The sequence below is a fragment of the Pseudomonas sp. A125 genome (assembly GCF_055409485.1).
Genome location: NZ_JBUZVP010000005.1, coordinates 20,343 through 43,854, shown reverse-complemented (window position 1 = coordinate 43,854; position 23,512 = coordinate 20,343). Strand labels below are relative to the sequence as shown.

General features: G+C 60.2%; 22 protein-coding genes. 8 read left to right on the top strand and 14 right to left on the bottom strand.

The window, feature by feature from the left end; translation table 11 throughout:
- Positions 1-102: 102 nt before the first annotated feature.
- Entirely contained in the window at positions 103-489 is a 387-nt protein-coding gene (locus tag ACZRN6_RS08500) for a TIGR03067 domain-containing protein (RefSeq protein ID WP_322145375.1), read from the bottom strand.
- A gap of 397 nt (positions 490-886) precedes the next feature.
- Between ACZRN6_RS08500 and ACZRN6_RS08495 the strand changes: the two genes are divergently transcribed.
- Both ACZRN6_RS08495 and lpxO read left to right on the top strand, forming a co-directional pair.
- Positions 887-2,230: a Wzz/FepE/Etk N-terminal domain-containing protein gene (locus ACZRN6_RS08495; protein ID WP_464007698.1), complete on the top strand. Its 1,344-nt coding sequence runs from the start codon at positions 887-889 to the stop codon at positions 2,228-2,230.
- A gap of 261 nt (positions 2,231-2,491) precedes the next feature.
- Positions 2,492-3,391: a lipid A hydroxylase LpxO gene (gene lpxO / locus ACZRN6_RS08490; protein ID WP_322145373.1), complete on the top strand. Its 900-nt coding sequence runs from the start codon at positions 2,492-2,494 to the stop codon at positions 3,389-3,391.
- 18 nt (positions 3,392-3,409) lie between these two features.
- Here the strand turns inward: lpxO and ligD are convergent, their stop codons facing one another.
- Together ligD and ku are read right to left on the bottom strand one after the other, a co-directional pair.
- Positions 3,410-5,908, bottom strand: coding sequence for a DNA ligase D (gene ligD / locus ACZRN6_RS08485; RefSeq protein ID WP_464007697.1), 2,499 nt, complete (start codon positions 5,906-5,908; stop codon positions 3,410-3,412).
- Positions 5,909-5,919: 11 nt separating this feature from the next.
- Entirely contained in the window at positions 5,920-6,768 is an 849-nt protein-coding gene (gene ku / locus ACZRN6_RS08480) for a non-homologous end joining protein Ku (protein ID WP_323571021.1), read from the bottom strand.
- 197 nt (positions 6,769-6,965) lie between these two features.
- Here ku and ACZRN6_RS08475 point away from each other — a divergent pair, with 197 nt between their 5' ends.
- Entirely contained in the window at positions 6,966-7,283 is a 318-nt protein-coding gene (locus tag ACZRN6_RS08475; RefSeq protein ID WP_322145370.1) for a hypothetical protein, read from the top strand.
- 30 nt (positions 7,284-7,313) lie between these two features.
- Complete coding sequence (locus tag ACZRN6_RS08470; RefSeq protein WP_322145369.1) at positions 7,314-8,474, top strand: PQQ-dependent sugar dehydrogenase; 1,161 nt, start codon at positions 7,314-7,316, stop codon at positions 8,472-8,474.
- Positions 8,475-8,632: 158 nt separating this feature from the next.
- Here the strand turns inward: ACZRN6_RS08470 and ACZRN6_RS08465 are convergent, their stop codons facing one another.
- Positions 8,633-9,112 (bottom strand): nuclear transport factor 2 family protein, encoded by a 480-nt coding sequence (locus ACZRN6_RS08465; RefSeq protein WP_322145368.1) that lies wholly within the window; start codon positions 9,110-9,112, stop codon positions 8,633-8,635.
- Between the two features lie 33 nt (positions 9,113-9,145).
- Positions 9,146-9,697 carry a TetR/AcrR family transcriptional regulator gene (locus ACZRN6_RS08460; protein WP_322145367.1) on the bottom strand — a complete coding sequence of 184 codons (552 nt, stop codon included), beginning with the start codon at positions 9,695-9,697 and terminating at the stop codon, positions 9,146-9,148.
- Positions 9,698-9,823: 126 nt separating this feature from the next.
- Here ACZRN6_RS08460 and pssA point away from each other — a divergent pair, with 126 nt between their 5' ends.
- Complete coding sequence (pssA, locus tag ACZRN6_RS08455; protein ID WP_464007696.1) at positions 9,824-11,167, top strand: CDP-diacylglycerol--serine O-phosphatidyltransferase; 1,344 nt, start codon at positions 9,824-9,826, stop codon at positions 11,165-11,167.
- Between the two features lie 30 nt (positions 11,168-11,197).
- On the opposite strand, the gene ACZRN6_RS08450 is transcribed toward pssA, so the two are convergent.
- The 5 genes from ACZRN6_RS08450 to efeU all read right to left on the bottom strand — a co-directional run bounded on the left by ACZRN6_RS08450 (position 11,198) and on the right by efeU (position 15,993).
- On the bottom strand, positions 11,198-11,626 hold the full coding sequence (locus ACZRN6_RS08450) for a hypothetical protein (protein WP_464007695.1): 429 nt from the start codon (positions 11,624-11,626) through the stop codon (positions 11,198-11,200).
- A 137-nt stretch (positions 11,627-11,763) separates the two neighbouring features.
- Positions 11,764-12,582 (bottom strand): iron uptake system protein EfeO, encoded by an 819-nt coding sequence (gene efeO, locus ACZRN6_RS08445; protein ID WP_177044104.1) that lies wholly within the window; start codon positions 12,580-12,582, stop codon positions 11,764-11,766.
- Positions 12,583-12,609: 27 nt separating this feature from the next.
- The gene (gene efeB / locus ACZRN6_RS08440) at positions 12,610-13,917 is read right to left on the bottom strand and encodes an iron uptake transporter deferrochelatase/peroxidase subunit (protein ID WP_464007694.1); all 1,308 of its coding nucleotides are present in this window, start codon (positions 13,915-13,917) and stop codon (positions 12,610-12,612) included.
- A 14-nt stretch (positions 13,918-13,931) separates the two neighbouring features.
- Complete coding sequence (gene efeO / locus ACZRN6_RS08435) at positions 13,932-15,134, bottom strand: iron uptake system protein EfeO (protein ID WP_464007693.1); 1,203 nt, start codon at positions 15,132-15,134, stop codon at positions 13,932-13,934.
- A gap of 10 nt (positions 15,135-15,144) precedes the next feature.
- Complete coding sequence (gene efeU / locus ACZRN6_RS08430) at positions 15,145-15,993, bottom strand: iron uptake transporter permease EfeU (protein ID WP_322145363.1); 849 nt, start codon at positions 15,991-15,993, stop codon at positions 15,145-15,147.
- Between the two features lie 168 nt (positions 15,994-16,161).
- Between efeU and ACZRN6_RS08425 the strand changes: the two genes are divergently transcribed.
- From ACZRN6_RS08425 to ACZRN6_RS08415, 3 genes are all read left to right on the top strand, one after another.
- Positions 16,162-17,184 carry an AraC family transcriptional regulator gene (locus tag ACZRN6_RS08425; RefSeq protein ID WP_322145362.1) on the top strand — a complete coding sequence of 341 codons (1,023 nt, stop codon included), beginning with the start codon at positions 16,162-16,164 and terminating at the stop codon, positions 17,182-17,184.
- Between the two features lie 188 nt (positions 17,185-17,372).
- Positions 17,373-18,803, top strand: coding sequence for a glutamate decarboxylase (locus ACZRN6_RS08420; RefSeq protein ID WP_322145361.1), 1,431 nt, complete (start codon positions 17,373-17,375; stop codon positions 18,801-18,803).
- A 69-nt stretch (positions 18,804-18,872) separates the two neighbouring features.
- Positions 18,873-20,573, top strand: a complete 1,701-nt coding sequence (locus tag ACZRN6_RS08415; RefSeq protein ID WP_322145360.1) for an aspartate:alanine exchanger family transporter — start codon at positions 18,873-18,875, stop codon at positions 20,571-20,573.
- Positions 20,574-20,727: 154 nt separating this feature from the next.
- On the opposite strand, the gene ACZRN6_RS08410 is transcribed toward ACZRN6_RS08415, so the two are convergent.
- From ACZRN6_RS08410 to ACZRN6_RS08395, 4 genes are all read right to left on the bottom strand, one after another.
- Positions 20,728-21,339: a LysE family transporter gene (locus ACZRN6_RS08410; protein ID WP_322145359.1), complete on the bottom strand. Its 612-nt coding sequence runs from the start codon at positions 21,337-21,339 to the stop codon at positions 20,728-20,730.
- 160 nt (positions 21,340-21,499) lie between these two features.
- Positions 21,500-22,291: a helix-turn-helix domain-containing protein gene (locus ACZRN6_RS08405; protein ID WP_464007692.1), complete on the bottom strand. Its 792-nt coding sequence runs from the start codon at positions 22,289-22,291 to the stop codon at positions 21,500-21,502.
- A 50-nt stretch (positions 22,292-22,341) separates the two neighbouring features.
- Positions 22,342-23,025, bottom strand: coding sequence for an arsenical resistance protein ArsH (arsH, locus tag ACZRN6_RS08400; RefSeq protein WP_416152129.1), 684 nt, complete (start codon positions 23,023-23,025; stop codon positions 22,342-22,344).
- 9 nt (positions 23,026-23,034) lie between these two features.
- On the bottom strand, positions 23,035-23,505 hold the full coding sequence (locus ACZRN6_RS08395; protein WP_464007691.1) for an arsenate reductase ArsC: 471 nt from the start codon (positions 23,503-23,505) through the stop codon (positions 23,035-23,037).
- Positions 23,506-23,512 lie beyond the last annotated feature (7 nt).

Genomic DNA, 23,512 nt, shown 5'->3' with positions numbered 1-23,512 from the left:
GGGCGGGCCAAGGTGTTCACTGGAGTAGGTAGCCTTCACCCTATAGGTGAATAAGTGAAGGCCATGTGAAAACCGTGTCGCAAGAACGGATGCAGGCAGTTGTCAGCCTCTACGCACAAAAGTGCGCATGGTTTGTCCCGGGCCTGTGCTGAAACGGGTGGGCCGGGGCATGCCTTCATCTGCCGCAATAAACACGAAGTGATCCCCTTCCAATCGATAGCTGGCCGGCAACTGCTTGCCAGCATCCTCACCCATTGAATCCACCCAGGTAATGCTCTTGGGCATGGCCGTGGGGTCGAGGGTGAAGCTGCCCGCCAGCAACACCTCGCCGCTGGGTGTGACGACCTTGAACTGGTCGCCGCTGATGCTGGTAATCGCGCCTGGCGCGCTGTGCTCATCGGCCGGGTTGAGTACGCCGCTGTCTTCCAGTGCGGTTTGTTCCCAGGCTCCTTGAAGTGCCTCGAAATCCGAGTTTGAAACAGGTGTCATACAAATTCCTTTTTAGTCAGGCGCAACCAGTCAATCCCATGGATTGCCGATGCCTGGCGGCTCAACTGAGTAGCATTTTTTGAGAATTGTCTTAATTTTCAAGATTTCGTAGGAGATTTCATAATACCCCCCTCTATCTAGCGCTATTTTGTGCCCTGTTTTGTACGCAGGTTATTACATATTCGTTTGCGGGCAGCGCCTCGGCAACGACATTGACGTATCTGAAAGAAAACAATCCTCAATTGCGTGGGACTTTTCCGAGTTTGCGGTGGTCCGAGGACTATCCGCAGACCTTGTGTCTTGTGTGCAGGGCGTTGTCCCTGGTTTTCAAGCGGTTATTCAGTCCTTCATGAATAGATTTGGCCGTTGATTATCGACTTTTTAAGGTGCTTCAATTTTGAATAAAGTTACTCGCTTCCCGGCTGACACTGCAGCGGACGAAATTGATCTGCTTGAGCTTTGCCACGGTATTTGGCAGCAAAAAAAGTGGGTGCTGGGATGCACGTTTCTGGCCGGAGTTCTGGGGTTAGGCTACGCCTATCTTGCGCCGCGGGAGTATCAGGTCAGTAGCGTGCTACGTCCCGCCGCCATTAACGAACTTGATGCACTTAACCGATCTGAAGTCTATAAGCTCCCCCCCACCGACGCCCTCAACAAAGTGGGGGCGCAGCTGGACTCCTACGAAGCGCGTCTGGGGTTCTTCAAGTCGCATGAGGATTTGTTCAAGGCGTTCCAGAAAACCGGGCAAAGCCTCGAGCAGAGTTTCGAAGAGTTCAACCGGAACTCCATCAGCCTGAGCCTGCCCGACCCGAAAAAAGCCGATTCCCTGAGTAGTTATATCCGCCTCGAGCTGCAGTACCCAACAGGCATTGATGGGGTGGCTATTCTCAACGGTTTTGTCGACTACGCGATTGATTCGGAACGTGCCCAGGTCGGCGCCGACCTGAAAGTGATTGTCAATAACCGCCTGAACGAACTCAAGGGCAAGATTGACGCGGCGCGCTCCAACTACGAAACCGATAAGGAATCGAAGATCGCCAAACTACTTGAAGCCGACAGGCTCAAGCGGGCCCAGTTGGAGGATGAATTGGTTGCTCTGCGCCTACAGATGAAAATGGAGCGCACCAACCGGCTGGCAGAGCTCGCCGAGGCCATTTCCATCGCCAAGTCTATGAATATCAGGACACCGACCACGCCCTCGTCGATGGCGGATGCCTCGCGTGGCGGTTCGAACCAAGTCATGCGCACCGAGGTCAATAATCAGCAAATCCCGATGTACTTCCTGGGAACGGAGGTTCTTGAGGCGGAACGCACGGCCTTGCAGGCCCGCACTAATGATGACTTTACCAATAGCCGCGTTGCGCAGATTGGCAAAGAGTTGCAGATGTTGCAGGTTAACCGTGAAGTGGAAGTGCTGAAAAAACGTGGGAATGAAGACATTTTCTTGCAGGATGTCGAACCGCTACGAGCAGAAGTCGCGCGGCTGCGCAGCCTCAATATCGACATGAGCGGCCTGAAACTGGTCACCATTGACCGCCTTGCCCAAGAGCCTCTGGCCCCGATCAAGCCAAAAAAACCGATGGTCATTGCCATGAGCCTGGCGGCGGGGCTTATCTTGGGTTTACTGATTGCGATGGTCCGTTATTTCATCCTCGCGCGGCGTCCGTTTGCCGGTTATTCGCCGCCGGATGACTATTCGACCCTCCCTCGCAGTCGCAGTAAGGATACGCCGCAGATTTGAGACGTCCGGTGCGCAAGCTTGTGTCTGACAAGCTTGCCGGCATCCTTCCCGGCACACTCAGTGGACACCTTTTCACAATTCTTAGTTAACCTTTGGTTACAAAGTGTGGCTAAAATAACTGCCAATGGCCCTGACCGGTTTGTCACCCAGCCCGTCGTGCCGTCTGTTTGTAATTTGTGATTTCAGGTGCTGCATCTTCAATCCTCGGCCGTCGTGGGTACGCGGGAGCAGCCTGTTCTCTTCTGACTTGTGACGAATACCTTGAAACTCATCATTGTTGCTCTCTACGTTGCCTCCATTGCGTATGTTCACCTGCGTGGCCGGGTGCGACACAAGCTGGGCCGTCAGCTCAGCGATCACTCGACCTTCCTGGCTCCGGTGAACTGCTTTCTTTATCTTTTTTCCAAACTGCCCAGCCGGCCGTACCTGTCTGCCAGTGACTTTCCAGACCTGAGTCCGTTGCAGGAACATTGGGAAGAGATTCGCCAGGAAGGCCAGAACCTGCTGCGCGCGGGCGAGATCAAGCGCTCCGACCAATACAACGATGTGGGTTTCAACTCGTTCTTCAAGTCGGGCTGGAAGCGTTTCTATTTGAAGTGGTACGGCGACAGTCATCCCTCCGCGATGAAGCTGTGCCCGCGTACTACCGAGCTGGTGCAAGGCATCGGTTCGATCAAGGCCGCGATGTTCGCCGAGCTGCCCCCGGGCTCCAAGCTGGTACGCCACCGTGACCCGTATGCCGGTTCGTACCGTTACCACTTGGGTCTCGATACGCCGAATGACCCTGGCTGCTACATCAACGTGGACGGTGAAAGCTACTATTGGCGCGACGGCGAACCGGTGATGTTTGACGAGACGTTCATCCACTACGCTGAAAACACTACGCAGCAAAACCGCATCATCCTGTTCTGCGACATCGAGCGCCCGATGAAGTACCGCTGGGCGGCCGCGTTCAACCGTTGGTTCAGTCGCAACGTGATGGCGGCGGCGGGCTCGCCCAACGATGCCGGCGACAAGACCGGGGGCTTGAACCGCGCCTTTACCCGCCTGTACAAGATTCGTCTGCGGGGCAAGGAGTTGAAGAAACGCAACCGTACGCGCTACTACCTGGAAAAGTGGGCGATCTTCGCCGGCCTGGCATTGCTCTTCATATTGATCTGAACGTTACAGCGCAGCGCATCAGCCTGGCGGATGCGCTCCCAGCTTGTCCCACATCTTCTTGCTGATCTTCTGCCGATTGGCATAACCCGCCCACGGGTCTTTCTTCAACCCCTGCAAGCGCTCATGCAGGTTGGCCACTGTCCATTGCTGGGCGCCGTGCAAACCCTTCAATTCATCAAGGCTTACCGGCACCGACACCGGCAGGCCAGGCCGGGCCCGTACCGAGTAGGCCGCCACCGTACTGGCGCCCCGGGCGTTGCGCAGGTAGTCGATAAAGATCTTGCCCACGCGGTTTTTCGGGCCTGAGGTCGCGGTAAAACGCTCTGGCAACTGTTGCGTGATGAACTGGGCGATCGCTTTGGCAAAGGCCTTCACCGTGTCCCAGCTGTCCCGGCGCGCCAGGGGCACCACAAGATGCAGGCCTTTACCACCGCTGGTCTTGACGAACGCTTCGAGCCCCAATTCATCCAGCACCGACAGGGTCAATTGCGCCGCTTCCAGCATGCTTTTCCACGGCAGTGCCGGGTCCGGGTCCAGGTCCAGCACAAACAGGTCGGGGGTTTCTATCTTGTCGGCGGTGGCGCCCCAGGTGTGTAACTCGACGGTGCCCATTTGTACGGCACCGATCAGTGCGGCCGGGCTATCGATTTCCATCAGTCGCGCATGGCCGGGGTCCAGGGCCTGGGGCAACTGCTTGATATTCGGGATGGCGAGGCGCTCGCAATGTTTTTGGAAGAACTGTTCGCCGCCAATGCCTTCCGGTGCCCGCAACACGGACACCGGGCGGTTGCGCAGAAAGGGCAGGATCCATTCGCTGATGCCTTCATAGAACTGCGCCAATTGCAGTTTCTGTGTGCCGCTTTGCGTGTCGATGATCCGCTCGGGATGGGTAATCTTTACCTTGGCTACGGCGCTGGTATCTGCGGCTTTTTTGCGGGGTTTTTCCTTCAGCGACTTGGCGGCCCGTGGCTGCTCATGAACAATCTGCTCTGCCGGTTTATCGGTGCGCAACCCGACAAACGCCGCCTGGCGCACCACGCCTTCGCGGGTCCACTCGGCAAATTGCACTTCACCCACCAAGAGTGGCTCAACCCAATGCACGCCACGCGCCTGTGCGCTGGCCAGCGGTTTGGCCAGCGGTGAAGCCTCGCGTTGCAGCGCCTTCAGTTGTTCGCTGATGCTTTTCAGCGCTGCCTGGTCAAAGCCTGTTCCAACGCGCCCGGCATACACCAGGCCGGCCTCTTGATTGACTGCCAGCAACAGCGCGCCAAACCCGCTGCGTGAACCCTGCGGGCGGGTGAACCCGACAATCACGAACTCCTGGCGCAGGCGGCACTTGAGCTTGATCCAGTCCGGGCTGCGTCGGCATCTGTAAGGGCTGCCGGCACGCTTGCCGATTACGCCCTCCAGAGCCAGGTCACAGGCGCTTTCGAAGATATCCCGCTGGCTGGCGGCAAAGGACTCGGAGAAGCGCAGCAACTTGTTTTTGCTGCCGCCGAGCGCATCCTTCAGCGCGGCGCGGCGTGCTTCGACGCCTGCTTCTCGCTGGTCGCGGCCGTCAAGAAACGGCGCGTCAAACAGGTAATAGACAATGTCCAGGCTGCGACCGATATCGAAGGCGTTTTGCAACGCCTGGAAATCCGGCAAGCCTTCAGCATTCAGGCTCACAACCTCGCCGTCGAGCCAACTGTCCTTGAGCTTCAATGCCTCCAGCGCCTTGGCCTGGCGCGGCAGGCGGTCGGTCCAGTCATGGCCGTTGCGAGTGAACAGCCGGACCTCGCCGTCACGGATACGCGCCAGGATCCGGTAACCGTCGAACTTGATCTCGTACACCCAGTCGCCCTCCGGCGCACGGTCTACCAGGGTCGCCAACTGTGGCGTGAACTGGTCGGGCAGGGCGGTTGTGGGTTTGCGGGTGGTTTTCTTCGCGGCGACGGGCTTTTTCGCACGGCCTACCGTGGCATCACTCAGCACGCTTTTCGGCTCGGCCTGGACCACATCGTAATCAGCTGCCGGGCGGGCCTGTGGGTCCTTCTCCTTGATCAGCAGCCATTGCTCCTTGTCCCCGCTGCCCTTGAGCCGCGTGCGTACCAGCGTCCAGTCGCCAGCGAGCTTTTCGCCGACCAGGGTGAATTTCAGCTTGCCGGCTGCGTAGGCTTTGCGCGGGTCGTCGTGGGGTTGCCACACGCCGCGATCCCAGACGATGACGTCACCGGCGCCGTATTGACCGGCGGGTATGCTGCCCTCGAAGCTGCCGTAGCCCAGCGGGTGGTCTTCCACATGCACCGCCAGGCGCTTCTGGCTTGGGTCGAGGCTGGGGCCCTTGGGCACCGCCCAGCTTTTGAGCACGCCGTCGAGTTCCAGGCGAAAGTCATAATGCAGGTTGCGTGCATCGTGCTTTTGAATCACAAATGACAGCGCCTGCGCCCGGTTCCGGCCGCGAGGCGCAGTGCCTGCGGGTTCGGCCGTTACATCGAAGTCGCGCTTGGCGTTGTAATCACTCAGGGGCTTGGCCATGGCGGTCTACCTCATGAAGCCTTGCTGGTTTTTTTCGCGGCAGGTTTCTTTGCCGGGGTTTTGCCCGCGGGCTTGCCGGCCAGGCTGCGTTTGAGCAACTCCGTAAGGTCGATCACATCGGCCGATTTACGCTCATCCACGCCCTCGCTGGGCTCTACGTCTTCGAGCTTGCCAGCCTTGGCCTTCTTCGCCACCAGCGCCATGATCTTGTCCTGGAAGCTGTCGCGGTATTCTTCAGGCTGCCAATCGGCGCTCATGTCTTCCACCAGCCGCTTGGCCATGTCCAGTTCGCCCTTGGCCAGGGTCGGCTTGGTCACGTCGCTGCCCAGCTCCAACTCATCCAGGCCGCGCACTTCGGCAGGCCAGCGCAGCATTACCAATACCAGCGCCGACTCCAGCGGCATCAGCGCCGCCAGGTGCTGCTTGGTGTGCAACACCACGTTGGCCAGCGCGACTTTGCGGGTTTTCTTCAGGGTTTCGCGCAGCAGCGCATAGACCTTGCCGCCGCGCTTGTCGGGCGCCAGGAAGTAGGGCGTGTCGATGTTCTGCAACGGGATCTGGTCGCTGGCCACAAACGCGATGATTTCGATGGTCTGGGTCGACTTGGGGTGGGCCGAGCGGATTTCGTCTTCGCTGAGGATCACATAGCGGCCTTTCTCGTAGGCCACGCCCTTGACGATATTGTCCTTGGTGACTTCCTTGCCGGTGGTCTTGTTGATGCGCTTGTAACCCACCGGGTCCATGCTGCGCTTGTCCAGCCAGTCGAAGTCGACGCCTTGGGAGGACGTCGCCGAAACCAGCGACACCGGGATGTGCACCAAGCCGAAACTGATTGCGCCTTTCCAGATAGCCCGTGGCATGTCGGTTCTCCTGATCGATGAGGGTCTTCAGGTGACACGGCGGATTCGCCAAAAGTTTCCCTGGCCGGCCGGCTGGCAGCGGGGTTTTAGACAGATCGTGTTACACCTGATGAGAAACTATTTAGTTACCAAAGCCGAACCCTAGGCGTAGCGTGTTATCGAAAGCACGTATTACTCGCGCCCAGAGAGGCTTTGTCATGAACACCCGTTTGCGTAACCTTGCCGTATTGGCGCTGGGCCTGGCCTTGAGTTCATTGGCACAGGCGCAAAACCTGCCCGGCAGCAACAATCCTTACAACGGCCCCATCCACCAGGCCAACCCCAATAGCATGCAGGGTACGCAGCCCAATGCGCCCGCTGCACGGGGCACCTTTATTCCCCCGGCGCAGCGGCCGCCTACCCTGCAAAACCGCGGCATCGGCAATAGCACCCAGCGCGGTAGCAGCGCGCAGACCCCGCCGGCCATTCAGCCCAAAGCTCCGACTCGCGACGCCAATGGCAATCGCGGCGATTGAGTGTGTAAAGACGATAAGGAATCCCACCGTATGCTTCTACGCAAAACCCTTCTAGCGACCTTCTGCGCGGCGGCCTTGCTGCCCTTGGCGCTGCCCGTTGCGGCTGCCGACACCCAGCAGTTCCCCAGCGAACAGGGGAGCATCACAGTCACCCCGATTGCCAAGGGCCTGGATCACCCGTGGGCAGTGGCGTTCCTGCCGGACAAGCAAGGGTTCCTGGTCACCGAGCGGCCCGGCAACCTGCGCTTTGTCAGCCCGGACGGCAAGCTGTCTGCGCCCTTGAGCGGCGTGCCGAAAGTATTTGCCAAAGGGCAGGGCGGTTTGCTCGACGTGGTGCTGTCGCCGGACTTCAAGCAGGACCGACTGGTGTACCTGTCTTACGCCGAAGGCGGCGGCAAGAACGGCACCGCCGGCACCGCAGTCGGGCGTGGGCGCTTGAGCGACGACTTGAGCAGCCTGCAAGACTTCAAGGTGATCCTGCGCCAGGAGCCCAAGCTGTCCACGGGTAATCACTTCGGCTCGCGGTTGGTGTTTGACCGCGATGGCTACCTGTTCGTGACCCTGGGGGAAAACAATGATCGCCCCACCGCCCAGGACCTGGACAAGCTGCAAGGCAAGGTGGTTCGGATCTTTCCTGACGGCCGTATACCCGAAGACAACCCCTTCGTTGGCCAGGAAGGCGTGCGGCCGGAAATCTGGTCCTACGGCCAGCGTAATCCTCAAGGCGCTGCGCTGAACCCGTGGAGCGGCACACTGTGGGAAAACGAACACGGCCCGCGTGGCGGGGATGAAATCAACATCATTGAGCGTGGGAAAAACTACGGCTGGCCACTGGCAACCCATGGCATCAACTATTCCCTGACGCCGATACCCGAAGCCAAGGGCAAGACCGCCGAGGGCACTGTGCCGCCGCACCATGTGTGGGAGAAATCCCCGGGGGTGAGCGGCATGGCGTTCTACGACGCCGATCGTTTCAAGGCTTGGCAGCACAACGTGTTTATCGGGGCACTGGTCAGCCAGGAGTTGATTCGCTTGCAGTTCGACGGTGACAAGGTCATCCACGAAGAGCGGCTGCTGGGCGGCCTTAAAGCGCGGATCCGCGATGTACGCCAGGGACCGGATGGTTACCTGTATGTGCTGACGGATGAGGATAAGGGTGTGTTGTATCGGGTAGGCCTGAACCAGGACTGACGTCGGCCACCGGGGTTATGTAGGAGCTGGCTTGCCTGCGATGGCATCAACTGGGTGTGCCTGATACACCGAGGTGTCTGCATCGCAGGCAAGCCAGCTCCCACAGAAAAGCCAGCTCTCACAGAAAAGCCCGCTCCCACAGGTGGGTAGCGTGGAGCCTACAACCCAAGCTCCGACAACCCCGGATGCTCATCCGGGCGCCGGCCCAGCGGCCAGTGGAACTTGCGCTCGCTTGCCTTGATCGGCATGTCGTTGATGCAGGCAAACCGGTTCGCCATCAAGCCGTTCTCGTCAAACTCCCAGTTCTCGTTGCCGTAGGAGCGAAACCAGTTGCCCGAGTCGTCATGCCATTCATAGGCATAACGCACCGCGATGCGGTTGCCGGTAAACGCCCACAACTCCTTGATCAGCCGATAATCCAGCTCCTTGGCCCATTTACGGGTCAGGAAGGCTTTGGCTTCTTCGCGGTTGTGAGCGAACTCGGCGCGGTTACGCCACTGAGTGTCCTGGGTATAGGCCAGGGACACCCGTTGCGGGTCCCGGGAGTTCCATCCGTCTTCGGCCAGGCGAACTTTTTCAATCGCCGATTCTCGGGTGAATGGCGGCAATGGCGGGCGGATTTCGCTATTGGATGACATGGAAACGGCTCCTGGACTGGTTTAAAAGTCGGTTCAAAGTTGCAATAAGGTTCGCGCCATGGCTTGCGCGTTATCGGCAGCGGTTGAATCACCCATGACCAGGGCAACGGTAATGGCGCCATCAATCAGGATCAGCAGGTGCGCGGCCTGGCGTTCCGGGTCGGGGGTGCCCTGTGCTTGACACAGTTCGAGGGCGTACTCGAACAGTTTCTGTTTGTGGGCCTTGGCCAGTTGACGCACCGGGTTTTGCGGGTCGCCGGTCTCGCCGCTGGTGTTGATGAACGCGCAGCCGCGAAAGTCGTCGGAGCCGAACCAGGCCTTCAAAGCGCTGAACACGGCCAGCAGACGCTCGCCGCTGGTGGTGTAGCGCTCAACTTCGGTACGCAGCCAGTGCATCCAGCGCTCGTCGCGGCGTTGCAAGGCGGCGATCACCAGTTCGTCTTTGTTGGCGAAGTAGCGGTAGACGCTCTTTCTGGAGACGCCGGCGGTCTTCACCAGAAGCTCCATGCCGGTGGCAGCAATGCCGTTTCGGTAGATCAGCTTTTCGGCAACGTCGAGGATAATGTCGCGAGTGATATCGTTCATGCAAACAACAGTAGAACGATCGTTCTCCTTTGGCAATTAATTATTTTTTACCCCCAGGCGGGAAGACCTGAGCCACCCCATGGTGTAAGCTCTTGAGTCCTTCGGATTCGACCCATTGCGAGCCTTATGCCGTCGTTATTCAAACGCTCCCTGTTGCCCAAGCTGCGCGGTTTTCCCCTCACGCCCGATGCCATCGACGTGCTGTCCGGTGCGGCCGAGTACCGCCGCTGCCTGTTGCAGAAAATCTCCCAGGCCACCCAGCGCATCTACATCGTGGCGCTGTACCTGCAGCAGGATGAGGCCGGGCAAGAGATCTACGACGCGTTGCACGCTGCCAAAGCCGCACGGCCCGGGCTGGATATCGTGGTAGTGGTTGACTCGCTGCGCGCCCAGCGCGGCCTGATCGGCGCGGGCAAGCAACCGGGTAACAGCGCCTGGTACCAGGCCATGACCGAGTCCCACAGCACCGAAGTGCCGGTGTACGGCGTGCCGGTGCAAACCCGCGAGTTGTTCGGTGTGCTGCACCTCAAGGGCTTTGTGATCGATGACAGCGTGCTGTACAGCGGCGCCAGCCTGAATAACGTGTACCTGCACAAGTTCGACAAGTACCGTTATGACCGTTACCACCTGATCCACAACAAGGCGCTGGCCGACTCGATGCAGCACCTGGTGGAGCACGGCCTGGTGGCCGCCAAGGCGGTGCATCGCCTCGACCTGCCCAACCCGCCGACCACCCGCAGCCTGCGCAACGACATCGGCGACCTGCGCAGCCGCCTGAAACACGCGGTGTATGACACCACAGCCGGGCAGTTGCCAAACGGCAACCTGTCGGTCAGCCCTTTGTTGGGCGTGTGCAAGAACAACCCGTTGAGCCGGGTGATCTGTGAGCTGATCGCCAGCGCCCAACACCAACTGACTATCTGCACCCCGTACTTCAACCTGCCGCTGCCGGTCACGCGGGAAGTCAACCGCGCCCTGGCGCGCGGGGTGAAGATCGACATCATTGTCGGCGACAAGACTGCCAACGACTTCTACATCCCGCCGAGCGAGCCGTTCAAGGTCATTGCTGCACTGCCGTATCTCTACGAAATCAGCCTGCGACGCTTCGCCAAGCGCCACCAGCGCATGATCGACAGCGGCCAGTTGAACCTGCACCTGTGGCGCGACGGCGATAACACCTACCATCTCAAGGGCATGTGGGTCGACCAGCGCTACACCTTGCTGACCGGCAACAACATCAACCCGCGAGCGTTTCGCCTCGACCTGGAAAACGCCTTGCTGATCGATGATCCGAAGGGTGAATGGGTAGGGCCTCGGCGTACCGAGCTTGCGGAGATTTTCCAGCACACCTCGCGTATCGAACGTTACCAGCAGTTGGAAACCCTGATGGAGTACCCGGCGGCCGTCGGCAAGTTCTTGCGTCGGGTCAGCCGGGTGAGGATCGAGCGGTTGTTGTATCGGATTTTGTAGAGGAAGGCCTCTTATCCGGCGTTTTCCACTTCAGCGAGAAACAGCCGCAATGTACAACGTGTCAATTGCTACGGCGTCATTTCTGCTGCCAGGCGGCGGTTCAATCTGGATCCTGAGAGAGCCAGGGCCGCCTTCTGATTCAGCGAGTGTGAAGGGGACGCTGATTGTTGCCTCAGATGCTTTTTTCAACTCTACAGACGCCAGCGTTCGCTGATCAAAATAAAGCGTATACCAGGCATCGACTGTGGCTTTGTATGTCAGTTGGAATACGTGTTCTTCGCCATGCTTCAGTGAAAAATGTTTGGTCAGGACGGCAATCGCTGATGGTGACGTTGGTCCCGGCTGTGCGTAATAACGCGACCCCTGCTTCACGATTTCCATTGGGTAGGCCGAGTCGGCGTACCAGCCATTCCATTCATCTTCATCAAATGTTGTCTCATCAATCAGTTTAGTGTTCATCACGAACTCCCTTGCGTTAGACGGAAGCGTCCCCTGTCATGAAGGTTGATTTTGTGTGGGCTGTCTACTGTCAAAGTTAACAGGTACCGACCTGCTTCCCCTGCGTCAGGGCGCGGGAGAAGCAGGCAGCATGCCAATCAGTTCAAGCCAAGCTTGCCACGCAAGGTGGACAGGTCTTCGGCCAGGGTGTTGACCGGGCCAACCAGGGCTTTACGGTCAGCTTCCTTGACCTTGTCGTAGGTCTCAAAGCCGCCATCCTTGGTTTTGTATTTGGCGAGGATCTTGTCCACGGCCGCGAAGTTCTTGTCGACTTTGGCGACGAACGCCTTGTCTTGCTTCTCGATCTGGGGACGGAACAGATCGACGATTTTCTTCGCGCCGTCGATGTTGCCCTGGAAGTCATACAGGTCAGTGTGGCTGTAACGGTCTTCTTCGCCGGAGATCTTGGTCGCCGCGACTTCTTCCAGCAGGGCAGCAGCACCGCCAACCACTTTTTCTGGCGGGAAGGTCAGGCCGTCAACCCGGGTTTTCAGGTCGAGCACGTCGCTGTTGAGCTTGTCAGCCAGCGCGTCCAGGCCTTTGGTGGTGTTCTCGGAGAACAAGGTGTACTCGATGCGGTGGAAGCCGGTGAAGTCTTCGGCTTTCACGCCTTTTTCGTGGTCGTCAACGCGGGAGTCGATGGATGCGTCGAGGTCGCTGAACAGCTCGGCGATCGGCTCGATGGACTCATAGTGAACGCGGGTGGGTGCGTACAGCTTCTTGGCCGTCGCCAGGTCGCCTTTTTTCACGGCGTCGGTGAACGCCTGGGTCTGGGTGACCAGCTCACCGATTTCTTCGGTGACGTAGATCTTGTAGTCCGACACCGGCCCTACCAGGTCCAGCGGCGCGGTGGCGGCGAAGGCTGCCAGCGGCGAAAGGCTCATTAACAACGACAATGCGAGAGACGACTTCTTCATGGGACGATTTCCGCTCTGGGGTTTGTTTTAGGTATTGGCAGTGGTTTGTGGATGTGTCGCATCAAGCAGCGTGCGCCCGATGAAATCCTGGGCCCCGGTGACGCCTGGCAAGGTGAAGAAATAACCGCCGCCAACCGGCTTCAGGTATTCCTCCAGGGGCTCGCCGTTGAGCCGGGTTTGTACGCTGATAAAGCCTTTCTCCAGGTCAGCCTGGTAGCAGATGAACAACAGCCCCATGTCCAACTGACCGTTTTTATTGACGCCGTTGGAGTAGTTGAACGGCCGGCGCAAAATCAGGTTGGCCTGAGTCTGTGCGGTGCGCGGGTTGGCCAGGCGGATGTGGGCATCGAGCTTGGTCAACTTGCCTTCCGGGTCCTTGGCATAGTCCGGGACCTGGGTTTCTTTCTGGCCGTCCATGGGCGCGCCACTGGTCTTGACCCGGCCAATGATGCTTTCTTGCTCTTGCAGGGGCGTGCGGTCCCAGCGTTCGACGAAGTTGCGGATGATCCGCACCGCCTGGTAGCTGCCGTTGGCGGCCCAGGCCGGTTCGTCGCTGCCGGGTTGAACCCACACAATCTGGTCCATCGCCTTGTTGTCGTTGGAGTTCGGGTTGGCCGAACCGTCGCGAAACCCGAGGAAGTTGCGTGCGCTCTGGGCAGGCTCGCCTGGGCGGGCAGGGGCCTGGGGCGGCACGCTGCCTTCCTGTTTCCAGCGCACCAGCAGCAGGTCCGGCAGGTTCTTCACGATGTCGCGCAGCGCGTGGATATTGGTGTCTGGAGTGTTGGAGCTGAACTGCAGGCTCAGGTCGCCGTGGCACTGCGCCGGTTCCAGCGCATCGTTGGGGAAACCGACCATGCGGATCAGGCGCTTGGGCTTGGCCGCGGCCAGGCCGAAGCGCTCGTCGAACAACGATTCGCCGACCGATACGGTGATGGTCAGGTTATCCGGCGTGACCACCGGACCGAGGATGCCGGAGTCGGTGGGTGGCAGTTTCGGGTCGACTTGCACCACGGTGCCGCCGGTCATCAGGAACGCGATGCGCTCGTTCAAGGTGCGCAACAGCCGTTCCAGGTCTTCGCGGTCGCTGGCCAATACGTCGAACGACACCAGCATGCCGCAAGCCGGGCGTGGGGTGACGATGCCGGTCTGGTGCTTGCCATGGTAATCGTGGTGGTCCTGGGTTTTTTCACTGCTCGGTGCGGTGGTGACTTGCGCGGCAGCGTTGGCAGCCATCGCCGGGCAGCTCAGGCTTGCACCTGCAATCGCGGCGCCGGTGGCGGCCATGCCCAGCAATACACGACGACGCTGGGAGGAAAATTGTTCTGAATCACTCATGTCTACGGTCGTCTTCACTTCAGGCCGGAAAGGCCAAGGGCTGGGTCGATTCCATCGAGTGCAACGGCCAGAGCCTTGGCCTTGTCGGCGATCTGCTTGCGCTGATCGGCCGTGACGCTGTCATACGAGGCGTAGCGGCCATCGACTTTCAAACCGTTGAGTTCGGCGTCGAAGGCGGTGATTGCACTGTCGATGCCTGGCAGCAATTGCGCGGCGGATTTGGTCAGCAGTGGGCGCATCAGGTCGACCACCTTGCGGGCGGCGTCCAGGTTGGCGGCAAAACCGTTGAGGTCGGTATGGCTGTAGCGCTCTTCCTCGCCGCTGGCGGCGCGCACGTCGGCCAGACTGTTGAGGTTGCGCACCACAATGCTCACCAGTTGCTCCGGTGGCAGCGACTGGGCCAGCAGCTGTTGCTTGAGGCTGGTGACATCGGTGACCAGGCGCTGGGCAATCGGCGCCAGGCCGTCGAGGTTGCGTTGCTGGAACAGGCCGTACTCAAGACGGTGGAAGCCGCTGAAGTCCGGGTCTTGCTCGCGTTTTTCAAAGTAGTCGGCGCGAGCGTTGATCGCGTTGTCCAGTTCCGCCAGGCGCTGCGAGGCCGGGGCCAGGCGCTGGTATGCCTCGCGGGCCGGCACGTAAAGCGCCTGGGCCTGGGCAAGGTCGCCGGCTTCGATGGCCTGGTCTAGCGCCGTAACGGCCTTGACCAGAGCGCTGCCCTGGCTGCTCAGGTACACACGAAACTCCGACAGCGGGCCGATAAACGCCACCATCGACGGTTTGGCCTTGGCTTGCGCGTCCGACTCGGCCGTTGGCGTCACGGTCAAGGTGCCGCGCGGGTTGCTCAACAGGCCGCAGGTGATCTGGTAGTCGCCGGGCAGTAAGTTGGCGTTGATCACCTGGCTCAGGCCCGGGGCGATGTTTTCTCGCTCTTCGACCACCAGCACGCCGTCGAGAATTTCCCACTCCACGGCCCGGTCCGAGCGGTTGATGATGCGGAAACTGGCATGTCCTGCCGGGACCGTCAGCGCATTCGGCTCGCAGCTGTGGGCGTGGATGGTCACTGCGATTTCATTGTGGTTGGCCTGGCGCTTTGAGGCGGCCAGTTGCGAGGCGTAGTAGAACAGGCCACCGGCGGCGATCATCACGACCACCGAGCCGCCCACCGCCCAGCGCAAGGCGCGGGAAGGCGGAGCCGGTTGAGGGGTTTGGTTGGACAAGAGGCGGTCCTTACTGGCTGGAAACGGAGGATGTTGTGCGGGGTGCCGGTTTGTTTGGCGGTGCCGGCAGGAAGAACATCACCAGGGCCACCACCAGGTAAATCAGGTAGGCCCCGAGGGTGCTGACGGTCGGTGCGTCCTGATAGCCGAACATCCCGGCCAGCACCGAGCCCAGCGGGCCATCCATCGGTAGCGTTGCGCTGAAATCGAACAATACGGTTTGCAGGTGGTTCCACACCCCGGCTTCGTGCAGGGCTTGTACCGAGTTGGCGAGGATGCCGGCGGCGACCACCAGGATGAACAAACCGGTCCAGCGGAAAAACGCACCGAGGTTCAGGCGCATGCTGCCGCTGTAGATCAAAAAGCCGACGATGATCGCCAGGATCAGGCCGAGCAGGGCGCCAATCGGCGCGCCCGGGCCTTCGCTTTGCTGGAACACGGCCAGCAGGAAGAACACCGTTTCGAGGCCTTCACGGGCCACGGCGAAGAACACCATGGCGATCAGCGCCGTGACCTGGTGCTTGGACCCGGCCAGGGCGTGATCAAGGGATTCATGCAGCGAATGCTTGATGGAGCGCGCCACCTTGCGCATCCAGAACACCATGGAACTGAGAATGCCCACGGCCACCAGGCCGACGATGCCTTCGAACAGTTCCTGTTGCTTTTGCGGGAATTCGGCACTGACCAGTTCCAGGCCACCGCCTACCAACAGCGCCAGGGCGGCTGCCAGAAAGACGCCTATCCACACTGCAGGCATGTACTGGCCACGGCCGGTTTGCTTGAGGTAGCTGGCAATAATGCCAACGATCAAGGCGGCTTCTATGCCTTCGCGCAGCATGATCAAAAAGGGAACAAGCATTCGGCACCGAATCACTACTAGATAGGATGCTAAGTTGTAACATAATGATACTCATTACTAAACAGCAAATATTGACCTTTACTGAACCTTGACTGAACGGTGGTGGCAAACCGCAACCCCCACTAGAATGCGCGGCATCGTTCCAGCAACCGGATTGCGCCATTTCCCATGTCGGAAAAAGACACCATTTCCATCCATCTAGTGCGCGAAGCCCTGTTGCAGAGCTGCGCGCCGGGTGCGGCGACCGACGAAGTATTGACCAAGGTCGGGATTGATCCGGCGCTGCTCGAACAGCCCGCCGCACGCGTTCCGGCCGCGGCTTATGCGCGTTTGTGGCGCTTGCTGGCACGGCGCATGGACGATGAATTTTTTGGCATGGACCCGCGCAAGCTCAAGTCCGGCAGCCTGGAGTTCCTTTGCCGCGCCTCCATGGCACAACCAACCCTGGCCGCCGCGTTGGAAACCGGCCTGGGTTTTCTGTCGCTGATGCTCGAACGACTGCCTGCGCAGTTGGTGCACCAGCAGAGCCTGGCGGAAATTGTGCTGTGGGAGCCCGAGCCCGAGCCCAAGCGAGCCTTCACCTATTTTGCCTACTGGATGATCGTCCATGGCGTCGCCTGCTGGCTGGCGGGCCGGCGCATCCCGATCCTGGCAATCGAATTGCGCTGCCCGCAGCCGGCCTTCTGCGACGACTATCAAGTGATGTTCTCCGATAACCTGCGCTTTGACCGACCGCGCACCCGGATGATTTTCTCGGCCGACTGCCTCGACTTGCCGGTCAAGCGCAGCCCCGAAGAACTCAAGCGCTTCCTGGCCCAGGCGCCAGCGAACATTCTGGTCAAATACCGCGACCCCGACAGCCTCGCCACCCGCATCAAGGCCGACCTGCGGCACATGCCGGCCGACACCTGGCCGGAAACCGAAGGCCTGGCCACGTCCCTGTGCATTTCGGCCTCGACCCTGCGCCGGCGCCTGGCGGAAGAAGGCCAGACCTACCAAGGGCTCAAGGACAGCGTGCGCAAAGAGCTGGCGATCGTGTGGCTGGCCGACTCCGACATCAGCTTTGCCGAGATCGCCACCCGCCTGGGGTTTGCCGATGCCAGCTCGTTCCACAAGGCGTTTCGCAAGTGGTCGGGCTCCAACCCCGGCCACTATCGCAGCCTGATATTGAACGAAGCGTTGAGCCAATAGGTCACTGCCAAGCGATTCGCACCGTTTGACGGCTTATCCATGGTTTTAATGATCTGGGTCACTTTGCTGCGCCGCAGTGCGTGTGATATTCGGCGCCACCGCTACATCGCTCGTTTCCTGACGCAGCCTGATCGGCACTTGTCGCGATCATCGTCTACGCCATTTCCCTCATTCAAGAGCAGGATTTCATGGCACTTCACAGAACCGTTGAGACTCAAGACCAAGCCATCGAAGACGTGTATTCGAGTGGCTCTGCCCAGCACAAACTCCCTAAATATCGCCTTCCGGACCATTCGACTACACCGTCTGCCGCCTACAACCTGGTGCGCGACGAGTTGCTGCTGGACGGCAACTCCCGGCAAAACCTGGCGACGTTCTGCACCACCTGGGTCGAGCCCGAAGTGCAGCAGTTGATGGCTGATGCCCTCGACAAAAACATGATCGACAAGGACGAGTACCCGCAGACCGCCGAGATTGAAAACCGCTGTGTGCACATTATTGCCGACCTGTGGCACGCGCCGAAGTCCTGGCAAACCGTTGGCTGTTCCACCACCGGCTCCAGCGAGGCCGCAATGCTCGGCGGCCTGGCCCTCAAGTGGAGCTGGAAAAAGCGTCGGGAAGCGGCGGGGTTGCCCACGGACAAACCGAACTTCGTGTGCGGCCCGGTGCAAATTTGCTGGAAAAAATTCGCCCGCTATTTCGATGTGGAAATCCGCGAAGTGCCGTTGCGCGGCGATGCCCTGGGCCTGCGCCCTGCTGATTTGCGTGAGTATTGCGACGAAAACACCATCGGCGTGGTCGCGACCCTTGGCGTGACCTTCACTGGGATCTACGAACCGGTCGCGGCCCTGGCAGCCGAGTTGGACTCGATGCAACGTGACCTCGGCCTGGACATCCCGATTCATGTCGACGCGGCCAGCGGTGGGTTTATCGCCCCGTTCATCCAGCAGGAACTGCAATGGGATTTTGTGATCGAGCGCGTCAAATCGATCAATGCGTCCGGTCACAAGTATGGCCTGGCGCCGCTGGGCGTAGGCTGGGTGATCTGGCGCTCCACTGAAGACCTGCCCGAAGAGCTGATTTTTTACGTCGACTACCTGGGCGGCAATATGGCCACCTTTGCGCTCAACTTCAGCCGCCCCGGTGGTGAAATCATCGCCCAGTACTACAACTTCCTGCGGCTGGGCCGCGACGGCTACACAAGGATTCAACAAGCGTGCTCGGATACGGCGCAGTGGCTGGCCTCGGAAATCACCAAGTTTGCCCCGCTGGAACTGGTGTACGACGGCAAGGACGGGCTGCCGGCGGTCTGTTACAAACTCAAGGACGGCATCGACCACGGTTTTAGCCTCTACGACCTGTCGGAGCGCGTGCGTATGCGCGGTTGGCAGATTGCGTCCTACCCACTGCCTTCCGACCGCCAGAACATCGTGGTGCAGCGCATCCTGGTGCGCCACGGTGTGAGCCGTGATCTGGTGGCGCTGCTGCTCGATGATCTGCACAAGGCCGTCACCTATTTGCAGAAAAACCCGGTGGAGCATTCCGATGCAGGCCCAAGCTTCAGCCATGGCGCCATCGCCGACCCCGTGATCCCGGCCGACACCCCGAACCTCGACTGAACGCACTGAACACCCACCGGGCCTTGAGGCCCGGTGCCTTTAGCGTTGCATCGCCAGGTACGAATCATCGTGACTGCTTTCTTTACTTTCCTGCACGACAACCCCTACATCCTGCTGTTCCTGGTGGTTGGCCTGTCCGTCTGGGTCGGGCGCGGCACCATCAAGGGCTACGGCCTGGGCGCGGTGGCCGGGGCCATCGTTATTGGCTGTGCGATTGCGACGTGGGCGTCTTACTACGGCGTGCATTTCGAACTCGATAACTTCACCAAGAGCTTGTTTTATTACCTGTTCATGTACGGCGTGGGGCTGCGCGTGGGGCCTTCGTTCATCAACAGCCTCAAGGGCGACGGCCTGAAGTTCACCTTCCTGGCGATTCTGTCTTCGTTCCTGGGGTTGGGCATCGTGGTGCTGGGGGTGCGCTTGCTAGCGCTGCCGGTGGGCGCCGCGGGCGGGATTCTCGCCGGCTCGCAAACCATGTCGGCAGCCATTGGTTCTGCCGAACAGGCGATTACCTCGGGCGTGGTGCCGCTGCCGCCGGGCACCACTGCGGCGGCGGCCACCGCGATGATCGCGCTGTCTTACGGCATCACCTATATCTGGGGCACGGTCGGCATCATTTTGATCTGCAAATACCTGCCGCGCTGGTGGGGCGTAGATGCGCGCAAGGCGGCCAAAGCGTTTGAGGTGGAGCACGGCGTACCGAATGTCGACGATGCCGGACTGAGCGGTTACCGCCCGTTTGACCTACGGGCTTATCGGTTGGTGAACGCGGAACTCGTGGGGCAGAGCATCGCGCAGTTTCGCGAGCGCTTTGCGCTGTACCAGATCGAGAATGTCGAACGGGGTGACCAATTGCTGGGGGCCGACCCTGCGTTGGTGTTGCAGTTGGGCGACGTGATTGCCCTAGGCGGCAGCCTGGATGCGCTGACCGACCACATGGGGCTTATCGGGCCGGAGGTGCCGGATGCACGGGCGCTGAATATACCGCTGGACGAAGCGGTGATCCTGGTCACGCACAAGGACGCAGTGGGCAAGGCACTGAAGGAATTCAGCCAGTCATCGATTGCCGGGCAGGTGCAGTTGGTGGGCATTGAGCGGGGCGGTGCGCCGATTCCGGTGGGGCTGGAAACCCGTCTGCAACGCCTGGATGTGCTGCACCTGATCGGGTTGCGCAGTGCCATCGACAAGGCTACGGCGTTGTTGGGCAAGGCGGGGCGGGCGAGTACGGCCACCGACTTGCTCACACTGTCGTTGGGCATGGTGCTGGGGTTGTTGATTGGCCTGATTCAGGTGCCGGCGTTCGGTGCGGCGGTGGGCCTGGGGAATGCGGGCGGGTTGCTGGTGTCGGGGATTATCGTCTCGTCGCTGGTGTCGCGGGTGCGGTTTTTCGGCAATACGCCGAATGCGGCGCGTAACATTCTCGAGGACATGGGGTTGATCTTCTTTGTCGCGATTGTGGGCGTGAATGCGGGGGCGAACCTGGTTTCGCAGATCAGTGCGATCATTGCGTTGAAGATCTTTTTGTTGGGGTTTGTGGCGTGCACGATCCCGCCGTTTATTGTTTGGGCGGTGGGGTTTCATGTGTTCAAGATCAACCCGGCGATTCTCATGGGCGGGGTGGCCGGGGCGCGCAGTCATTCGGGGCCGGCGCGGGAGGCGGCCAAGGAAATTGACAGTACGGTGCCGTGGATCGGGTTTCCGGTGGCGTATGCGGTGTCGGGGATTTTGCTCACAGTGTTTGGGTATTTTGCCATGGTGCTTGCGCGGTAATGGCTGCCGACCACGGCCCACGGTAGGAGCTGGCTTGCCGGCGATGGCGTCAACCGGGTGTACCTGATACACCGAGGTGCCTGCATCGCCGGCAAGCCGGCTCCTACAGCTTTTGCCCGTGCTTTTAACACTCAGGCCGCCGTGCTAGCCATACTCAAATCGCACGCAACGCCAGAATCGCCAGATACAACAGCACCACACCACAAGCACCATAGCTGACCCTCTGCCACATCGGCGACGCATTGCGGCGCAACAAATTGACCAACGCCGCAATCAGAAAACACGACATCACCGACGCCAACATAAACCCCGCAAAAAACATCAACGTCTGCCCATGGCTCGGCGTGGCCCCGACTATCCCCGACAGCGCACTACCCAGCGCGCCCCAATAAACAATGTTCTTCGGGTTAGCCAGGGAAATGGCCGCCCCTACCGCCAGCGCATTCCGCCCGGACCTGGCCGGCGCACCGTCGGCTTCCGGCAAGCGCCAGGCATCCACCAAACTGCGCCCCCCAAGCCAGGCCAGATACAACCCGCACACCGCCGTCAGCGGCACCCGCACCGACTCATGCTGAATCAACAACGCCATGCCCGTAAGGCCAATCACCGCCCACACAGCATCCCCCACCAGTGAGCCAATCTGCACCAACAACGCCGGTGTAAACCCGTGCAGCAGCCCACGCCGCAGGGTCTCCGCCAGCACCGCCCCCGGTGACAGGCAAAACACAAAACCAAACACCAGCGCCGAAAAAAAGATCGTCAACATGCGCAATACCACTGTAGGAGCGAGCTTGCTCGCGAAAAACTCACAGACACCGCAGCGCGCCAGGTTCCTCGCATCATCTTCGCAAGCAAGCTGGCTGCTACAGTGAACGCCGATAGTTTGGGCAAGTGGCCGTAACGCGTCTTGAACCAGATTGCGCTTTTCAGCCTTTGAGCACGCTTTGATAGCGACCCGGCGTAATGCCGTAGGCCGCACGAAAATGCCGGTTCAGATGGCTCTGGTCAGCAAACCCCAAGGTGTGGGCAACCTGCGCCGCCGCAACGCCTGAGCGCAGCAGACCCTTGGCGCGCCGGGTACGCAATTGCATCGCCCACTGGCGCGGACTGAGCCTGGTGTCTTTCTGAAAAGCCCGCAGCAGATGGAATTTCGACAGGCCCAACTCTTCACCCAGGGTGTCGAGTGCCACGGCCTGATGCAGGTTTTCAGCCAGCCACTCCTGGGCCTTGATCACCAGCCCACGCCCGACCGCAGTGCTACCGGGCAAGCGCACGCCGCTGCAACTGACCACGTCGCCAAGCAGTACAACCAAGGCGTCTTCACTCAGCGCCCGGGCCAGCGGATCGGCACTTAACGAACCTTCAATCGCGCCGGCAAGTTTCATCGCCAGTTCCGGCTGGAAGCACAGCGAGCGGTCGAATTCCAGGTGCGCCAGCCCCAGGTCAGTTGCCAACTGATCAGCCCCCGCATACAGGCTGACAAACCGCCACGGCTGACCCTCGGCCGCGCCGCCGCCCTGAATCTGCCCGGGGTTGTACAAGGTAATGCTGCCGGGCCCGGCCACGAATGTACGGCGGTCGAGCCACACCTGTTCCTCACCGAGCAGGTTGACACCGATCACGCATTCATCATGGCTGTGGCGGGCAAACGTCAGGCCGGTGCAGGCGGTACTGCTGACTTCGTAGTTGCCCAGCCAGGCATGCAGCATGGAACTCATTGAAATGGCTCGCAGTGACGGTGCACGCGAGCATACGCCGCAAAAGGCCTTTAGATCGACCGTTGATTGACTCGTTTCGACAGCGCCTCGCTACTCTCTTTGCGCTCCGAATAACGGTCCACCAGGTCTGGGCGATCACGCAGCAGCAGAGTGAACTTCACCAGCTCTTCCATCACATCCACCACGCGGTCATAGAGTGCGGACGGCTTCATGCGGTCCTGATCATCGAACTCCATAAAGGCCTTGGGCACCGACGATTGATTGGGGATGGTGAACATGCGCATCCAGCGTCCCAGCACCCGCAACTGGTTGACGGTATTGAACGACTGCGAGCCGCCGGACACCTGCATTACCGCCAGGGTTTTGCCCTGGGTTGGACGTACTGCGCCGAGGGCCAGTGGCACCCAGTCGAGTTGCGCCTTAAACACCGCCGACATCGAGCCGTGGCGCTCCGGTGAACACCAGACCTGGCCTTCGGACCACTGCATCAGCTCCAGCAGTTCCTGGACCTTGGGATGATCGCCCGGGGCATCATCCGGCAGCGGCAAACCCGACGGGTTGAAGATGCGCGTCTGGGCGCCAAAATGCTGCAACAGCCGCGCGGCTTCTTCCACCAGCAAGCGGCTGAAGGAGCGCGGGCGGGTGGACCCGTAGAGCAGCAGGATGCGTGGCGGTTGTTCAAGTTGCTGGGGCGGGGACAGGGTGTGGTTCAGGTTGGGCAGGGTGCTCATCAGGTTCTCCGGTTATAACGTGGCAATGCGATCAAGCTCGGCCTTGAGTTCGATGGGGTTCAGGCTGGCGAACGGGAGCTCGAAAAAAGCCCGGCAGCGGCGTTCGATGATCTCCAGGGTGGCGTGAAACGCGGCGTCGACCTGAGCCTCATCACCTTGCACATCGGACGGATCTTCAAGCCCCCAATGCGCATTGAGCGCCGGGCCGAAATACACCGGGCAGGCTTCGCCGGCAGCCTTGTCGCACACAGTGATAACGACGTCCGGCGGGCTGCCTTCAAAAGCGTCATTACCCTTGCTGTACAACCCTTCGGTGCTGATGCCCGCGGCTTTCAACGTGGTGAGGCTGCGGGGCAGCACCTGGCCCTTGGGGAAACTGCCGGAGCTGATAGCCTGGAAACCCTGCGGTGCCAAGTGATTGAACACCGCTTGCGAGAGAATGCTTCGGCAGCTGTTGGCGGTGCACATGAACAGGACTTTCATTGATTGG

What these genes read in the sequence shown, in the direction of transcription:
- ACZRN6_RS08500 (WP_322145375.1), bottom strand. Translation starts at nt 489, where the DNA reads ATGACACCTGTTTCAAACTCGGATTTCGAGGCACTTCAAGGAGCCTGG.
- ACZRN6_RS08460 (WP_322145367.1), bottom strand. Translation starts at nt 9,697, where the DNA reads ATGAACGATATCACTCGCGACATTATCCTCGACGTTGCCGAAAAGCTG.
- efeU (WP_322145363.1), bottom strand. Translation starts at nt 15,993, where the DNA reads ATGCTTGTTCCCTTTTTGATCATGCTGCGCGAAGGCATAGAAGCCGCC.
- ACZRN6_RS08405 (WP_464007692.1), bottom strand. Translation starts at nt 22,291, where the DNA reads ATGAGTTCCATGCTGCATGCCTGGCTGGGCAACTACGAAGTCAGCAGT.
- ACZRN6_RS08475 (WP_322145370.1), top strand. Translation starts at nt 6,966, where the DNA reads ATGAACACCCGTTTGCGTAACCTTGCCGTATTGGCGCTGGGCCTGGCC.
- ACZRN6_RS08410 (WP_322145359.1), bottom strand. Translation starts at nt 21,339, where the DNA reads ATGTTGACGATCTTTTTTTCGGCGCTGGTGTTTGGTTTTGTGTTTTGC.
- ligD (WP_464007697.1), bottom strand. Translation starts at nt 5,908, where the DNA reads ATGGCCAAGCCCCTGAGTGATTACAACGCCAAGCGCGACTTCGATGTA.
- pssA (WP_464007696.1), top strand. Translation starts at nt 9,824, where the DNA reads ATGCCGTCGTTATTCAAACGCTCCCTGTTGCCCAAGCTGCGCGGTTTT.
- ACZRN6_RS08450 (WP_464007695.1), bottom strand. Translation starts at nt 11,626, where the DNA reads ATGAACACTAAACTGATTGATGAGACAACATTTGATGAAGATGAATGG.
- ACZRN6_RS08470 (WP_322145369.1), top strand. Translation starts at nt 7,314, where the DNA reads ATGCTTCTACGCAAAACCCTTCTAGCGACCTTCTGCGCGGCGGCCTTG.
- ACZRN6_RS08395 (WP_464007691.1), bottom strand. Translation starts at nt 23,505, where the DNA reads ATGAAAGTCCTGTTCATGTGCACCGCCAACAGCTGCCGAAGCATTCTC.
- ku (WP_323571021.1), bottom strand. Translation starts at nt 6,768, where the DNA reads ATGCCACGGGCTATCTGGAAAGGCGCAATCAGTTTCGGCTTGGTGCAC.
- efeB (WP_464007694.1), bottom strand. Translation starts at nt 13,917, where the DNA reads ATGAGTGATTCAGAACAATTTTCCTCCCAGCGTCGTCGTGTATTGCTG.
- ACZRN6_RS08465 (WP_322145368.1), bottom strand. Translation starts at nt 9,112, where the DNA reads ATGTCATCCAATAGCGAAATCCGCCCGCCATTGCCGCCATTCACCCGA.
- ACZRN6_RS08425 (WP_322145362.1), top strand. Translation starts at nt 16,162, where the DNA reads ATGTCGGAAAAAGACACCATTTCCATCCATCTAGTGCGCGAAGCCCTG.
- ACZRN6_RS08420 (WP_322145361.1), top strand. Translation starts at nt 17,373, where the DNA reads ATGGCACTTCACAGAACCGTTGAGACTCAAGACCAAGCCATCGAAGAC.
- efeO (WP_177044104.1), bottom strand. Translation starts at nt 12,582, where the DNA reads ATGAAGAAGTCGTCTCTCGCATTGTCGTTGTTAATGAGCCTTTCGCCG.